Consider the following 12,700-nt stretch of genomic DNA (forward strand, 5'->3'; position numbering starts at 1 on the left):
AGGCCCCCGCCGGGAACCGGCAGACAATCAGGAGATAGACGTGATCCAGCAGGAGTCGCGACTTCGCGTCGCCGACAACACTGGTGCGAAGGAAATCCTTTGCATCCGTGTGCTCGGTGGCTCGGGTCGCCGCTACGCGGGCATCGGTGACGTCATCGTCGCCACCGTCAAGGACGCGATCCCCGGTGGCAACGTGAAGAAGGGTGACGTCGTCAAGGCGGTCATCGTTCGCACCGTCAAGGAGCGCCGCCGCCAGGACGGCTCGTACATCCGCTTCGACGAGAACGCCGCCGTCATTCTGAAGAACGACGGCGACCCTCGCGGCACCCGTATCTTCGGCCCCGTCGGCCGTGAGCTGCGCGAGAAGAAGTTCATGAAGATCATCTCGCTCGCGCCGGAGGTGCTGTAAGCATGAAGATCAAGAAGGGCGACCTGGTCCAGGTCATCACCGGCAAGGACAAGGGCAAGCAGGGCAAGGTCATCGCGGCCTTCCCCGCCGAGTCCCGCGTCCTCGTCGAGGGTGTCAACCGGGTCAAGAAGCACACCAAGGCCGGCCCGAACCAGGCCGGCGGCATCGTGACCACCGAGGCCCCGGTCCACGTCTCCAACGTCCAGTTGGTCGTGGAGAAGGACGGCAAGAAGGTCGTCACGCGTGTCGGTTACCGCTTCGACGACGAGGGCAACAAGATCCGCGTTGCCAAGCGGACGGGTGAGGACATCTGATGGCTACCACCACTCCGCGTCTCAAGACGAAGTACCGCGAGGAGATCGCGGGCAAGCTGCGTGACGAGTTCAAGTACGAGAACGTCATGCAGATCCCCGGCCTCGTGAAGATCGTGGTCAACATGGGTGTCGGCGACGCCGCCCGTGACTCGAAGCTGATCGAGGGCGCGATCCGCGACCTCACCACGATCACCGGTCAGAAGCCGGCCGTCACCAAGGCCCGCAAGTCCATCGCGCAGTTCAAGCTGCGCGAGGGTCAGCCGATCGGTGCCCACGTCACGCTCCGTGGCGACCGCATGTGGGAGTTCCTGGACCGCACCCTGTCGCTCGCGCTGCCGCGCATCCGCGACTTCCGCGGCCTGTCCCCGAAGCAGTTCGACGGCCGTGGCAACTACACCTTCGGTCTCACGGAGCAGGTCATGTTCCACGAGATCGACCAGGACAAGATCGACCGCGTCCGGGGTATGGACATCACCGTGGTCACCACGGCGACCAACGACGACGAGGGCCGTGCCCTTCTGCGTCACCTCGGCTTCCCGTTCAAGGAGGCGTAAGCGAGATGGCGAAGAAGGCTCTCATCGCGAAGGCTGCCCGCAAGCCCAAGTTCGGTGTGCGTGCGTACACCCGCTGCCAGCGCTGCGGTCGCCCCCACTCCGTGTACCGCAAGTTCGGCCTCTGCCGCGTGTGCCTTCGTGAGATGGCTCACCGTGGCGAGCTGCCGGGCGTGACCAAGAGCTCCTGGTAATTCCCCCTCGCCCGTAGGGCGTCAGGGAACCACAGGAGTCTCTCGGTAAGCAGAGGGTTGGCGGAGGCCCACCCCCGCATGGCTTAGGCTTGTGGGGTTGGGCGTCCGCCGCCCGTACGACTTACTACGCCGTAGGTCCACCGCACCGCACCCGCCCCGTCTCGGATCGGGGAGAGGGATGGTGCACCAGGAAACCCCGGCGAGAGAGGCCGAAGGCCAATTCATGACCATGACTGATCCGATCGCAGACATGCTCACGCGTCTGCGTAACGCGAACTCGGCGTACCACGACTCCGTGACGATGCCGCACAGCAAGATCAAGTCTCACATCGCGGAAATCCTCCAGCAGGAGGGCTTCATCACGGGCTGGAAGGTCGAGGACGCCGAGGTCGGCAAGAACCTCGTGCTCGACCTCAAGTTCGGTCCGAACCGTGAGCGCTCCATCGCGGGCATCAAGCGGATCTCGAAGCCGGGCCTCCGGGTTTACGCGAAGTCCACCAACCTGCCGAAGGTCCTCGGCGGCCTGGGCGTGGCGATCATCTCCACGTCCCACGGTCTCCTGACCGGCCAGCAGGCTCAGAAGAAGGGCGTGGGTGGGGAAGTCCTCGCCTACGTCTGGTAGTCGGGAACGGAGGAAAAGCCAATGTCGCGTATCGGCAAGCTCCCCATCACGGTTCCCGCCGGCGTGGACGTCACCATCGAGGGCCGCACGGTCACGGTCAAGGGTTCCAAGGGCACCCTGACCCACACCGTCGCCGCGCCGATCGAGATCGTCAAGGGTGAGGACGGCGTTCTGAACGTCACCCGCCCCAACGACGAGCGTCAGAACAAGGCCCTTCACGGCCTGTCCCGCACGCTGGTGGCCAACATGATCACCGGTGTGACCCAGGGGTACACGAAGGCGCTCGAGATCAGCGGTGTCGGTTACCGCGTGGCCGCGAAGGGCTCCAACCTGGAGTTCCAGCTCGGCTACAGCCACCCGATCCTGGTGGAGGCCCCCGAGGGGATCTCCTTCAAGGTCGAGTCGCCGACCAAGTTCTCGGTCGAGGGCATCGACAAGCAGAAGGTCGGCGAGGTCGCCGCGAACATCCGCAAGCTTCGCAAGCCCGACCCGTACAAGGCCAAGGGCGTGAAGTACGCGGGCGAGGTCATCCGCCGCAAGGTCGGAAAGGCTGGTAAGTAAGCCATGGCATACGGTGTGAAGATCGCCAAGGGCGACGCTTACAAGCGCGCTGCCAAGGCGCGCCGTCACCTGCGCATCCGTAAGAGCGTGTCGGGTACGGCGGAGCGTCCGCGCCTCGTCGTGACGCGTTCCAACCGCGGTATCACCGCGCAGGTCATCGACGACCTGAAGGGCCACACCCTGGCGTCGGCGTCCCACCTGGACGCTTCGATCCGCGGTGGCGAGGGCGACAAGTCCGCGCAGGCCAAGCAGGTCGGCGCCCTGGTCGCCGAGCGCGCCAAGGCCGCCGGCGTCGAGGCCGTCGTGTTCGACCGTGGTGGCAACAGGTACGCCGGGCGCATTGCCGCTCTGGCTGACGCCGCCCGCGAAGCCGGGCTGAAGTTCTAAGCCCCGGTTCCGGGACTAACGGACGTAACAGAGAGAGGTATTCCAATGGCTGGACCCCAGCGCCGCGGAAGCGGTGCCGGTGGCGGCGAGCGGCGGGACCGGAAGGGCCGCGACGGTGGCGCTGCCGCCGCCGAGAAGACCGCGTACGTTGAGCGCGTAGTCGCGATCAACCGCGTCGCCAAGGTTGTCAAGGGTGGTCGTCGTTTCAGCTTCACCGCGCTGGTCGTGGTGGGCGACGGTGACGGCACCGTGGGTGTCGGTTACGGCAAGGCCAAGGAGGTGCCGGCCGCCATCGCCAAGGGTGTGGAGGAGGCCAAGAAGCACTTCTTCAAGGTCCCCCGTATCCAGGGCACCATCCCGCACCCGATCCAGGGTGAGAAGGCCGCGGGCGTCGTCCTGCTCAAGCCGGCTTCCCCCGGTACCGGTGTTATCGCCGGTGGCCCGGTGCGCGCCGTGCTCGAGTGCGCCGGCGTTCACGACATCCTGTCGAAGTCGCTCGGCTCCGACAACGCGATCAACATCGTGCACGCGACCGTGGAGGCCCTCAAGGGCCTGCAGCGTCCCGAGGAGATCGCGGCCCGCCGCGGTCTGCCCCTCGAGGACGTCGCTCCCGCGGCTCTGCTCCGTGCGCGTGCCGGGGCGGGTGCGTAATGGCTCGCCTCAAGATCACGCAGACGAAGTCGTACATCGGCAGCAAGCAGAACCACCGCGACACGCTGCGTTCGCTCGGGCTCAAGCGCCTGAACGACGTGGTCGTCAAGGAGGACCGCCCCGAGTTCCGCGGAATGGTGCACACCGTCCGCCACCTCGTGACGGTCGAGGAGGTCGACTGACATGGCGGAGAACAACCCGCTGAAGGTCCACAACCTCCGTCCCGCCCCGGGCGCCAAGACCGCCAAGACCCGTGTGGGTCGTGGTGAGGCGTCGAAGGGTAAGACGGCCGGTCGTGGTACGAAGGGCACGAAGGCCCGCTACCAGGTTCCGGAGCGCTTCGAGGGTGGGCAGATGCCCCTCCACATGCGTCTCCCGAAGCTGAAGGGCTTCAAGAACCCCTTCCGCACCGAGTACCAGGTCGTGAACCTGGACAAGCTGGCCGCGCTCTACCCGCAGGGTGGCGAGGTCACGGTGGCCGACCTGGTCGCCAAGGGTGCGGTGCGCAAGAACCAGCTCGTCAAGGTCCTCGGCCAGGGCGAGATCTCCGTGGCGCTGCAGGTGACGGTCGACGCCGTCTCCGGCTCCGCCAAGGAGAAGATCGCCGCCGCCGGCGGCACCGTCACCGAGCTCGTCTGAGACGACTCGATGGCCTGAACATCCCACCGGGGATGCCTCCCAAAAGGGGCATCCCCGGTTGGTCGTTCCTAGGGGGCCATGGTCGCCGGTAAGGTGGCGTCCACTGTCTAGAGTGCGTGCGGTATGCCCGCGGGTGCTCGAGGCAGGCAACTCTCATCGTCGAACCTCAAGACCGTCACCTCTGACGCACGTGCGCGGGGGTCGCAGGAGGCACCGTGCTCACCGCGTTCGCCCGGGCGTTCAAGACGCCCGACCTGCGCAAGAAGCTGCTCTTCACGCTCGGCATCATCGTGCTGTACCGGCTCGGGGCACACATCCCCGTCCCCGGTGTCAGCTACGAGGCCGTCCAGCAGTGTGTGGATCAGGCGAGCCAGGGCAACAACAGCCTGTTCGGCCTGGTCAACATGTTCAGTGGCGGGGCGCTGCTCCAGATCACCATCTTCGCGCTCGGCATCATGCCGTACATCACGGCGAGCATCATCCTGCAGCTGCTGACCGTCGTGATCCCCCGCCTGGAAGCCCTCAAGAAGGAGGGGCAGTCCGGCACCGCCAAGATCACGCAGTACACGCGTTATCTGACGGTCGCCCTCGCCATCCTCCAGGGCACCGGCCTCGTCGCCACCGCCCGCACCGGCGCGCTCTTCAGCGGCTGCACGGTCGCGAACCAGGTCGTCCCGGACCAGTCGATCTTCGTCACCGTCACCATGGTCATCACCATGACCGCGGGCACCGCCGTCACCATGTGGCTCGGTGAGCTCATCACCGACCGCGGCATCGGCCAGGGCATGTCGATCCTCATGTTCATCTCGATCGCCGCCGGCTTCCCCGGCGCCCTGTGGGCCATCAAGGAGAGCGGCAAGCTCGCCAAGGGCTGGATCGAGTTCGGCACCGTCATCCTCATCGGCTTCGTCATGGTCGCCCTCGTCGTCTTCGTCGAGCAGGCCCAGCGCCGCATCCCGGTGCAGTACGCGAAGCGGATGATCGGCCGCAGATCGTACGGCGGTACGTCCACTTACATCCCGTTGAAGGTGAACCAGGCAGGTGTGATTCCTGTCATCTTCGCGTCGTCGCTGCTCTACATCCCGGCGCTGGTCTCGCAGTTCTCGAACAGCACCTCGGGCTGGAAGACCTGGATCGAAGCCCACTTCGTCAAGGGTGACCACCCCTACTACATCGCCACGTACTTCCTTCTGATCGTGTTCTTCGCCTTCTTCTACGTGGCGATCTCGTTCAACCCCGAGGAAGTCGCCGACAACATGAAGAAGTATGGTGGCTTCATCCCGGGTATCCGGGCTGGTCGACCTACTGCCGAGTACCTGAGCTTCGTGCTCAACCGGATCACTTGGCCGGGCTCGCTGTATCTGGGTCTGATCGCTCTTGTGCCGACGATGGCGTTGGCAGGCTTCGGCGGTGCCAATGCCAACTTCCCGTTCGGCGGGACGAGCATCCTCATCATCGTGGGTGTCGGGCTCGAGACCGTGAAGCAGATCGAGAGCCAGCTCCAGCAGCGCAATTACGAAGGGTTCCTCCGCTGATGCGAATCGTCCTCGTCGGACCGCCCGGGGCCGGCAAGGGAACGCAGGCCGCGTTCCTTGCCAAGAACCTGGACATCCCGCACATCTCCACGGGCGACCTGTTCCGTGCCAACATCTCCAAGGGCACGGAGCTGGGGCGCAAGGCGAAGGCGTTCATGGACGCCGGGGACCTCGTACCGGACGAGGTCACCATCGGGATGGCCAAGGACCGCATGGAGCAGGACGATGCCGCAGGCGGCTTCCTGCTCGACGGGTTCCCGCGCAACGTGGCCCAGGCCGAGGCTCTGGATGTGGTCCTCAAGGCGGAGGACATGCAACTGGACGCGGTTCTGGACCTGGAGGTCCCCGAGGACGAGGTCGTGAAGCGGATCGCGGGTCGCCGCATCTGCCGTAACGACTCCTCGCACGTGTTCCACGTGACGTACAACGCTCCGAAGACCGAGGGCGTCTGCGACGTCTGCGGCGGCGAGCTGTTCCAGCGCGACGACGACTCCGAGGAGACCGTCCGCCGGCGCCTGGAGGTCTACCACACGCAGACGGAGCCGATCATCGACTACTACCGGGCGCAGAACCTGGTCGTGACGATCTCGGCGCTCGGCAAGGTGGACGAGGTCACGGCGCGGGCGATGGACGCGCTGAAGAAGTAACCCACGGCTTGTGCGATACGGCCGCGGTGCCCGGGAGGGCGCCGCGGCCGTATCGTTGTTTCCGACCCCTTACGCGCAAGGAAAGGCCCCCGCCACGATGGTGCAGATCAAGACCCCCGAGCAGATCGCGAAGATGCGCGAGGCGGGGCTGGTCGTCGCGGCCATCCACGCGGCGACCCGCGAGGCGGCGGTGCCCGGCGCGACCACCCGGGACCTGGACGAGGTCGCCCGCAAGGTGATCGCCGACCACGGCGCGAAGTCGAACTTCCTCGGGTACGGCGGTTTCCCCGCCACCATCTGCACCTCGGTGAACGAGGTCGTCGTCCACGGCATCCCGGACGAGAAGACCGTCCTCAAGGACGGCGACATCATCTCCATCGACTGCGGCGCGATCGTCGACGGCTGGCACGGCGACGCCGCGTACACGGCCTTCGTGGGCACCGGCCACGCGCCGGAGCTGATCGAGCTGTCGCGGGTGACGGAGGAGTCGATGTGGGCCGGCATCGCGGCGATGAAGCTCGGCAACCGGCTGGTCGACATCTCGAAGGCGATCGAGACGTACATCAAGCGCCAGCCGCGCCCGGCGGTCGGTGACCACAGCCTGGGCCGCTACGGGATCATCGAGGACTACGGCGGCCACGGCATCGGCACCGAGATGCACATGGACCCGCACCTGCTGAACTACGTCTCCCGCAAGCGCGGCAAGGGCCCGAAGCTGGTCCCCGGCTTCTGCCTGGCCATCGAGCCCATGGTCTCCCTGGGCACCCCGAGGACCGAGGTCCTCGCCGACGACTGGACCGTCATCACGACCGACGGCACCTGGTCCTCCCACTGGGAGCACAGCGTCGCCCTGACCGAGCAGGGCCCCCTGGTCCTCACTGCGGTCGACGGCGGCAAGGCGAAGCTGGCCGAACTGGGCATCGAGGCGGCGCCGGACCCGCTGGGCTAGCGGGGGTGCCCCGGCGGCGTAACGATCTCCCCCGTTGGGCAGGCTCATCGGATTCGTCTTTTCCAGGGGCCTGACGTAGACTGATGCGTCGGCTCTCGTGTACCCGTGTGTCCGCATGCGGCGGCGAGAGTCGATCAAGGTAGCCGATTCGAAAGGCGAAGCGTGGCCAAGAAGCAAGGTGCCATCGAAATCGAGGGCACCGTGATCGAGTCCCTCCCGAACGCCATGTTCAAGGTGGAGCTCCAGAACGGTCACAAGGTCCTCGCGCACATCTCCGGCAAGATGCGGATGCACTACATCCGTATCCTTCCGGACGACCGGGTCGTCGTGGAGCTGTCTCCGTACGACCTGACGCGTGGCCGGATCGTCTACCGGTACAAGTAGATCTTGCCCGCACCCCGCCTCCGCGCGCGGGTGGTGGCACTGACCCGGAGAACCTCACATCCCATGAAGGTCAAGCCGAGCGTCAAGAAGATCTGCGACAAGTGCAAGGTGATCCGCCGCCACGGCCGGGTCATGGTCATCTGCGACAACCTGCGCCACAAGCAGCGCCAGGGCTGACGCACGCCGACCTACCTGCATCTCGCAGTTTCTTCGCGCGACGCACAGCAATACGTACATACGCAGAGCCCGCCCAGCCCAGACAGGGTCGGCGACACCTCCGGCGGGGGCCGGGGACCCGATTCGTACCTCGTACGGCGGTCGGGAGCGGTTCTGCGGCAGACCCCCGAGAACACAGGAGCCATTGAATGGCACGCGTTTCCGGTGTTGACATCCCGCGTGACAAGCGTGTGGTGGTCGCACTCACCTACGTCTTCGGTATCGGGCGCACCCGGTCCGAGGAGATCCTCGCCGCCACCGGCGTGAACCCGTCCACCCGTGTCCGCGACCTCGGCGAGGAAGACCTCGTCAAGATCCGCGAGTACGTGGACGCCAACCTCCAGACCGAGGGTGACCTCCGCCGCGAGATCGCCGCCGACATCCGCCGCAAGGTCGAGATCGGCTGCTACCAGGGTCTGCGTCACCGTCGTGGCCTGCCCGTCCGCGGTCAGCGCACCAGCACGAACGCTCGTACCCGCAAGGGCCCGCGTCGCGCCATCGCCGGCAAGAAGAAGCCGGGCAAGAAGTAGTCCACAGCGGACACCTGTCCACGGTCTTCGCTGTAGGACCGACCACCTCCCGTAGGAGAAATAGATGCCCCCCAAGGGACGTCAGGGCGCCGTCAAGAAGGTGCGCCGCAAGGAAAAGAAGAACGTCGCTCACGGCCACGCGCACATCAAGAGCACGTTCAACAACACGATCGTCTCGATCACGGACCCCTCGGGCAACGTGATCTCCTGGGCCTCCGCCGGCCACGTCGGCTTCAAGGGCTCGCGCAAGTCCACCCCCTTCGCCGCGCAGATGGCCGCCGAGTCGGCCGCCCGCCGCGCGCAGGAGCACGGCATGCGCAAGGTCGACGTCTTCGTCAAGGGTCCCGGCTCCGGCCGTGAGACCGCGATCCGCTCCCTCCAGGCCACCGGCCTCGAGGTCGGCTCGATCCAGGACGTCACCCCCACCCCGCACAACGGCTGCCGTCCGCCGAAGCGCCGCCGCGTCTGACGCACGGCGTCACGCAGGGTTTCCCGGGCGGTACGGCTCTTCGGAGGCGTGCCGCCCGTACCCTTGCACCATCCGAGGACGTCAAATAGCGGGCGTCCACGACTGAAGGAATCACAGACATGCTGATCGCTCAGCGTCCCTCGCTGACCGAAGAGGTCGTCGACGAGTTCCGCTCCCGGTTCGTCATCGAGCCGCTGGAGCCGGGCTTCGGCTACACCCTCGGCAACAGCCTCCGCCGTACCCTCCTCTCGTCGATCCCCGGCGCTGCTGTCACCAGCATCCGCATCGACGGTGTCCTGCACGAGTTCACCACCGTGCCGGGCGTCAAGGAGGACGTCACCGACCTCATCCTGAACATCAAGCAGTTGGTCGTCTCCTCGGAGCACGACGAGCCGGTCGTGATGTACCTGCGCAAGCAGGGCCCGGGTCTGGTCACCGCCGCGGACATCGCCCCGCCGGCCGGTGTCGAGGTGCACAACCCCGACCTCGTCCTCGCCACGCTCAACGGCAAGGGCAAGCTGGAGATGGAGCTGACCGTCGAGCGCGGTCGCGGCTACGTCTCCGCCGTGCAGAACAAGCAGGTCGGCCAGGAGATCGGCCGCATCCCGGTCGACTCCATCTACTCGCCGGTCCTCAAGGTCACCTACAAGGTCGAGGCGACCCGAGTCGAGCAGCGCACCGACTTCGACAAGCTGATCGTCGACGTCGAGACCAAGCAGGCCATGCGCCCGCGCGACGCCATGGCGTCCGCCGGCAAGACCCTGGTCGAGCTGTTCGGTCTGGCCCGCGAGCTCAACATCGACGCCGAGGGCATCGACATGGGCCCGTCCCCGACGGACGCCGCCCTGGCCGCCGACCTGGCGCTGCCGATCGAGGAGCTCGAGCTCACCGTTCGGTCGTACAACTGCCTCAAGCGCGAGGGCATCCACTCCGTGGGTGAGCTCGTGGCGCGTTCCGAGGCCGACCTGCTCGACATCCGCAACTTCGGTGCGAAGTCGATCGACGAGGTCAAGGCGAAGCTGGCCGGCATGGGCCTGGCCCTCAAGGACAGCCCGCCCGGATTCGACCCGACCGCCGCCGCCGACGCCTTCGGCGCCGACGACGACGCGGACGCGGGCTTCGTCGAGACCGAGCAGTACTGACCCGCGCAGTACTGATTGATAGCTGCCCGTAGGCATCCGCCTGCGGGGCCCTGACACCGGTACCTGATACGGCCGGTGCAGATCTCAAGGAGAAACACCATGCCGCGTCCCACCAAGGGCGCCCGCCTCGGCGGCTCCGCCGCGCACGAGAAGCTGCTCCTCGCCAACCTGGCGAAGTCGCTCTTCGAGCACGGCCGCATCACGACGACCGAGGCTAAGGCCCGCCGCCTGCGTCCGGTCGCCGAGCGCCTGATCACCAAGGCGAAGAAGGGCGACATCCACAACCGTCGCCTGGTGCTGCAGACGATCACGGACAAGGGCGTCGTCCACACGCTCTTCACCGAGATCGCCCCGCGCTACTCCGAGCGCCCGGGTGGCTACACCCGCATCACCAAGATCGGCAACCGTCGTGGCGACAACGCCCCGATGGCCGTGATCGAGCTGGTCGAGGGCGAGATTGCCAAGAAGGCGACCGTCGCCGAGGCCGAGGCCGCCACCAAGCGCGCCGTCAAGGAGGCCGACGAGGCCCCCAAGGCCGAGGAGACCAAGGCCGAGGACGCGCAGGACGCCTGAGCGTTCTGACGTTCCCGTCTCGTGTGCGGGCCCGCACCCTCCGGGGTGCGGGCCCGTTCCCGTGTGTTTGAGAGGATTTACGGCGTGACTGACCAGCGTGACGACGTGCGGCCCGGGTTCGTACGGGTACGGCTCGACCTGTCGTACGACGGCAAGGACTTCTCCGGCTGGGCCAAGCAGGCCCGCGGGCAGCGGACCGTCCAGGGCGAGATCGAGGACGCCCTGCGGACCGTCACCCGCTCCCAGGAGACCTACGAGCTGACCGTCGCCGGCCGCACCGACGCCGGGGTGCACGCCCGCGGCCAGGTCGCCCACGTCGACCTGCCGGTCACGCTGTGGGAGGAGCACCGCGAGAAGCTGCTCAGGCGGCTCGCGGGGCGCCTGTCGCACGACGTCCGGGTGTGGAGCGTGGCGGAGGCCCCGGCGGGTTTCAACGCCCGTTTCTCGGCGATCTGGCGCCGTTACGCCTACCGGGTCACCGATCACCCCGGCGGGGTCGACCCGCTGCTGCGCGGACACGTCCTGTGGCACGACTGGGCCCTCGACATGGACGCCATGAACGCCGCCGCCGAGCGGCTGGTCGGCGAGCACGACTTCGCCGCGTACTGCAAGAAGCGCGACGGCGCCACCACCATCCGCACCCTCCAGGAGCTGCGCTGGCAGCGCCGCCCCGACGGCATCTTGGAGGCCACGGTCAAGGCCGACGCCTTCTGCCACAACATGGTCCGCTCCCTGGTGGGCGCCCTGCTGTTCGTCGGCGACGGCCACCGCCCGGTGGAGTGGCCGGGCAAGGTGCTGGCCGCGGGCGTCCGCGACTCGGCCGTCCACGTCGTCCGCCCGCACGGCCTCACCCTCGAGGAGGTCGGCTACCCGGCCGACGACCAGCTCGCCGCCCGCAGCCGCGAGGCCCGCAACAAGCGGTCACTCCCCGGGAGCACCGGCTGCTGCTGATGCCTGGGCGCGGCCGCGGGCGTAGAGCTGGTTGAAGGCGAAGGTGCCCAGGTCGTCGGCGGTCTGGAAGACCGGCTTGTCGGCGGTGGTGGCCTTCTTGCCGTTGGTGAAGCCGGTCTGGGTCAGGTAGACGTAGCGGCCGATCGAGTTGGTGCGCCGCAGGCAGACCGTCTTGTGGCAGAAGTCGCCGACGCCCGCGCCCACGAGCGGGGCGATGCCGCCGCTCGCCTGCTGCTTCGCCTTCGTGGCCTGCTCGTCGGTGGGGAAGACGGCGACGCCGACGGTGACGGCGACGCCGTCCTTCACGTAGGTGGCGCGGATCACGCGCGTGCAGCCGTTGTTCTTCAGGACCGGGCCGAGGCCGCCCTGGGTGACCGCCGCGCAGTTGGTCGTGGAGGAGGTCGCGCCCTTCTTGTAGACGCGGTCGTTCATGGTCAGCTTCTGGCCCGGGAAGAGGCCCTCAGGGCTCAGCGGCGCCTTGTCCTTCTTCGCGTCGGAGATGAAGTCCATCGGGTCGGGCGGCGGCAGCGGGGCGACGGAGGAGAACGTGGGGGCCGGTTCGACGGTGTCGGTGGGGGCGGCCGAGCCGGTCGGGGTGGCGCCGCCGCCGTTCTTGGCCTGGTCGTTGTTCTTGTTGGTGGCGACGACGGCGGTGGCGACGACCGCGCCGACGGCCACCGCGGCGACGGCCGCGCCGACGATCATCAGCCGGCGCTTGCGCCTGCCGCGGGCCTCGGAGGCCGCGGCCAGGGCGCTCCAGTCGGGGGTGTGGGCGGCCTGGGCGCCCGGGAAGGGGTCCGGCTGCGGGCCGCTCGGCGGCTGCCCGTACGGCGGCTGCTGCTGCGGCGGGTACCCGTACCCGTACGGCTGCTGCGGCTGCTGCGGGTAGCCGTACCCGTACCCCTGCTGTCCCTGCTGCTCGCCGCCCGGCTGCGGTCCCCCAAAGCTCATGCCGCGCATCCTAATCCGCTTGGGA

Annotated in this window: 21 protein-coding genes; 20 read left to right on the plus strand and 1 reads right to left on the minus strand. The window is 67.4% G+C overall.

What is annotated here, in order from left to right; all coding sequences use genetic code 11:
- Positions 1-40: 40 nt before the first annotated feature.
- From rplN to truA, 20 genes are all read left to right on the plus strand, one after another.
- Positions 41-409, plus strand: a complete 369-nt coding sequence (gene rplN / locus ABZ135_RS02350; protein ID WP_003956455.1) for a 50S ribosomal protein L14 — start codon at positions 41-43, stop codon at positions 407-409.
- A 2-nt stretch (positions 410-411) separates the two neighbouring features.
- Positions 412-723: a 50S ribosomal protein L24 gene (gene rplX, locus ABZ135_RS02355; protein WP_128985129.1), complete on the plus strand. Its 312-nt coding sequence runs from the start codon at positions 412-414 to the stop codon at positions 721-723.
- A complete protein-coding gene (gene rplE / locus ABZ135_RS02360) occupies positions 720-1,277 on the plus strand; it encodes a 50S ribosomal protein L5 (protein WP_265864084.1) in 558 nt (185 codons plus the stop codon). The genes rplX and rplE overlap by 4 nt, the downstream gene beginning before the upstream one ends.
- 5 nt (positions 1,278-1,282) lie before the next feature.
- Entirely contained in the window at positions 1,283-1,468 is a 186-nt protein-coding gene (locus tag ABZ135_RS02365; RefSeq protein WP_003956452.1) for a type Z 30S ribosomal protein S14, read from the plus strand.
- Positions 1,469-1,691: 223 nt separating this feature from the next.
- Positions 1,692-2,090 carry a 30S ribosomal protein S8 gene (gene rpsH, locus ABZ135_RS02370; RefSeq protein WP_041130779.1) on the plus strand — a complete coding sequence of 133 codons (399 nt, stop codon included), beginning with the start codon at positions 1,692-1,694 and terminating at the stop codon, positions 2,088-2,090.
- Between the two features lie 21 nt (positions 2,091-2,111).
- A complete protein-coding gene (gene rplF, locus ABZ135_RS02375) occupies positions 2,112-2,651 on the plus strand; it encodes a 50S ribosomal protein L6 (RefSeq protein WP_031076678.1) in 540 nt (179 codons plus the stop codon).
- Positions 2,652-2,654: 3 nt separating this feature from the next.
- Positions 2,655-3,038, plus strand: a complete 384-nt coding sequence (gene rplR, locus ABZ135_RS02380) for a 50S ribosomal protein L18 (RefSeq protein ID WP_345486245.1) — start codon at positions 2,655-2,657, stop codon at positions 3,036-3,038.
- A 45-nt stretch (positions 3,039-3,083) separates the two neighbouring features.
- Complete coding sequence (gene rpsE, locus ABZ135_RS02385; protein ID WP_030201551.1) at positions 3,084-3,689, plus strand: 30S ribosomal protein S5; 606 nt, start codon at positions 3,084-3,086, stop codon at positions 3,687-3,689.
- Positions 3,689-3,871, plus strand: coding sequence for a 50S ribosomal protein L30 (gene rpmD / locus ABZ135_RS02390; RefSeq protein WP_005313525.1), 183 nt, complete (start codon positions 3,689-3,691; stop codon positions 3,869-3,871). Before rpsE ends, rpmD begins: the two co-directional genes overlap by 1 nt.
- A gap of 1 nt (position 3,872) precedes the next feature.
- Positions 3,873-4,328: a 50S ribosomal protein L15 gene (rplO, locus tag ABZ135_RS02395; protein ID WP_356690927.1), complete on the plus strand. Its 456-nt coding sequence runs from the start codon at positions 3,873-3,875 to the stop codon at positions 4,326-4,328.
- A gap of 215 nt (positions 4,329-4,543) precedes the next feature.
- The gene (gene secY, locus ABZ135_RS02400; RefSeq protein WP_356690929.1) at positions 4,544-5,863 is read left to right on the plus strand and encodes a preprotein translocase subunit SecY; all 1,320 of its coding nucleotides are present in this window, start codon (positions 4,544-4,546) and stop codon (positions 5,861-5,863) included.
- The gene (locus tag ABZ135_RS02405) at positions 5,863-6,510 is read left to right on the plus strand and encodes an adenylate kinase (protein WP_356690931.1); all 648 of its coding nucleotides are present in this window, start codon (positions 5,863-5,865) and stop codon (positions 6,508-6,510) included. Before secY ends, ABZ135_RS02405 begins: the two co-directional genes overlap by 1 nt.
- Before the next feature lie 97 nt (positions 6,511-6,607).
- Positions 6,608-7,459, plus strand: a complete 852-nt coding sequence (map, locus tag ABZ135_RS02410; protein WP_356690933.1) for a type I methionyl aminopeptidase — start codon at positions 6,608-6,610, stop codon at positions 7,457-7,459.
- Positions 7,460-7,621: 162 nt separating this feature from the next.
- Complete coding sequence (gene infA, locus ABZ135_RS02415; protein WP_003956442.1) at positions 7,622-7,843, plus strand: translation initiation factor IF-1; 222 nt, start codon at positions 7,622-7,624, stop codon at positions 7,841-7,843.
- 63 nt (positions 7,844-7,906) lie between these two features.
- Entirely contained in the window at positions 7,907-8,020 is a 114-nt protein-coding gene (gene rpmJ / locus ABZ135_RS02420) for a 50S ribosomal protein L36 (protein ID WP_003956441.1), read from the plus strand.
- 188 nt (positions 8,021-8,208) lie between these two features.
- Positions 8,209-8,589 (plus strand): 30S ribosomal protein S13, encoded by a 381-nt coding sequence (gene rpsM, locus ABZ135_RS02425; RefSeq protein WP_356690935.1) that lies wholly within the window; start codon positions 8,209-8,211, stop codon positions 8,587-8,589.
- A 64-nt stretch (positions 8,590-8,653) separates the two neighbouring features.
- A complete protein-coding gene (gene rpsK, locus ABZ135_RS02430; RefSeq protein WP_017949643.1) occupies positions 8,654-9,058 on the plus strand; it encodes a 30S ribosomal protein S11 in 405 nt (134 codons plus the stop codon).
- Between the two features lie 119 nt (positions 9,059-9,177).
- A complete protein-coding gene (locus tag ABZ135_RS02435) occupies positions 9,178-10,200 on the plus strand; it encodes a DNA-directed RNA polymerase subunit alpha (RefSeq protein WP_003966937.1) in 1,023 nt (340 codons plus the stop codon).
- Positions 10,201-10,299: 99 nt separating this feature from the next.
- Positions 10,300-10,773, plus strand: a complete 474-nt coding sequence (gene rplQ / locus ABZ135_RS02440) for a 50S ribosomal protein L17 (protein ID WP_345486241.1) — start codon at positions 10,300-10,302, stop codon at positions 10,771-10,773.
- A 63-nt stretch (positions 10,774-10,836) separates the two neighbouring features.
- Positions 10,837-11,724, plus strand: a complete 888-nt coding sequence (gene truA, locus ABZ135_RS02445) for a tRNA pseudouridine(38-40) synthase TruA (protein ID WP_356690938.1) — start codon at positions 10,837-10,839, stop codon at positions 11,722-11,724.
- Here truA and ABZ135_RS02450 read toward each other — a convergent pair.
- Positions 11,695-12,675: a hypothetical protein gene (locus ABZ135_RS02450; protein WP_356690940.1), complete on the minus strand. Its 981-nt coding sequence runs from the start codon at positions 12,673-12,675 to the stop codon at positions 11,695-11,697. The genes truA and ABZ135_RS02450 overlap by 30 nt on opposite strands.
- Between the last annotated feature and the right edge of the window lie 25 nt (positions 12,676-12,700).

Origin of the sequence: Streptomyces sp. NPDC006339 (assembly GCF_040612775.1) — a bacterium.
Lineage (GTDB): Bacteria > Actinomycetota > Actinomycetes > Streptomycetales > Streptomycetaceae > Streptomyces.

What these genes read in the sequence shown, in the direction of transcription:
- rpmD (WP_005313525.1), top strand. Translation starts at nt 3,689, where the DNA reads ATGGCTCGCCTCAAGATCACGCAGACGAAGTCGTACATCGGCAGCAAG.
- rplQ (WP_345486241.1), top strand. Translation starts at nt 10,300, where the DNA reads ATGCCGCGTCCCACCAAGGGCGCCCGCCTCGGCGGCTCCGCCGCGCAC.
- rpmJ (WP_003956441.1), top strand. Translation starts at nt 7,907, where the DNA reads ATGAAGGTCAAGCCGAGCGTCAAGAAGATCTGCGACAAGTGCAAGGTG.
- rpsH (WP_041130779.1), top strand. Translation starts at nt 1,692, where the DNA reads ATGACCATGACTGATCCGATCGCAGACATGCTCACGCGTCTGCGTAAC.
- rpsM (WP_356690935.1), top strand. Translation starts at nt 8,209, where the DNA reads ATGGCACGCGTTTCCGGTGTTGACATCCCGCGTGACAAGCGTGTGGTG.
- ABZ135_RS02450 (WP_356690940.1), bottom strand. Translation starts at nt 12,675, where the DNA reads ATGAGCTTTGGGGGACCGCAGCCGGGCGGCGAGCAGCAGGGACAGCAG.
- map (WP_356690933.1), top strand. Translation starts at nt 6,608, where the DNA reads ATGGTGCAGATCAAGACCCCCGAGCAGATCGCGAAGATGCGCGAGGCG.
- rplR (WP_345486245.1), top strand. Translation starts at nt 2,655, where the DNA reads ATGGCATACGGTGTGAAGATCGCCAAGGGCGACGCTTACAAGCGCGCT.
- ABZ135_RS02405 (WP_356690931.1), top strand. Translation starts at nt 5,863, where the DNA reads ATGCGAATCGTCCTCGTCGGACCGCCCGGGGCCGGCAAGGGAACGCAG.
- ABZ135_RS02435 (WP_003966937.1), top strand. Translation starts at nt 9,178, where the DNA reads ATGCTGATCGCTCAGCGTCCCTCGCTGACCGAAGAGGTCGTCGACGAG.
- rplX (WP_128985129.1), top strand. Translation starts at nt 412, where the DNA reads ATGAAGATCAAGAAGGGCGACCTGGTCCAGGTCATCACCGGCAAGGAC.
- rplO (WP_356690927.1), top strand. Translation starts at nt 3,873, where the DNA reads ATGGCGGAGAACAACCCGCTGAAGGTCCACAACCTCCGTCCCGCCCCG.
- rpsE (WP_030201551.1), top strand. Translation starts at nt 3,084, where the DNA reads ATGGCTGGACCCCAGCGCCGCGGAAGCGGTGCCGGTGGCGGCGAGCGG.
- rplF (WP_031076678.1), top strand. Translation starts at nt 2,112, where the DNA reads ATGTCGCGTATCGGCAAGCTCCCCATCACGGTTCCCGCCGGCGTGGAC.
- rpsK (WP_017949643.1), top strand. Translation starts at nt 8,654, where the DNA reads ATGCCCCCCAAGGGACGTCAGGGCGCCGTCAAGAAGGTGCGCCGCAAG.
- ABZ135_RS02365 (WP_003956452.1), top strand. Translation starts at nt 1,283, where the DNA reads ATGGCGAAGAAGGCTCTCATCGCGAAGGCTGCCCGCAAGCCCAAGTTC.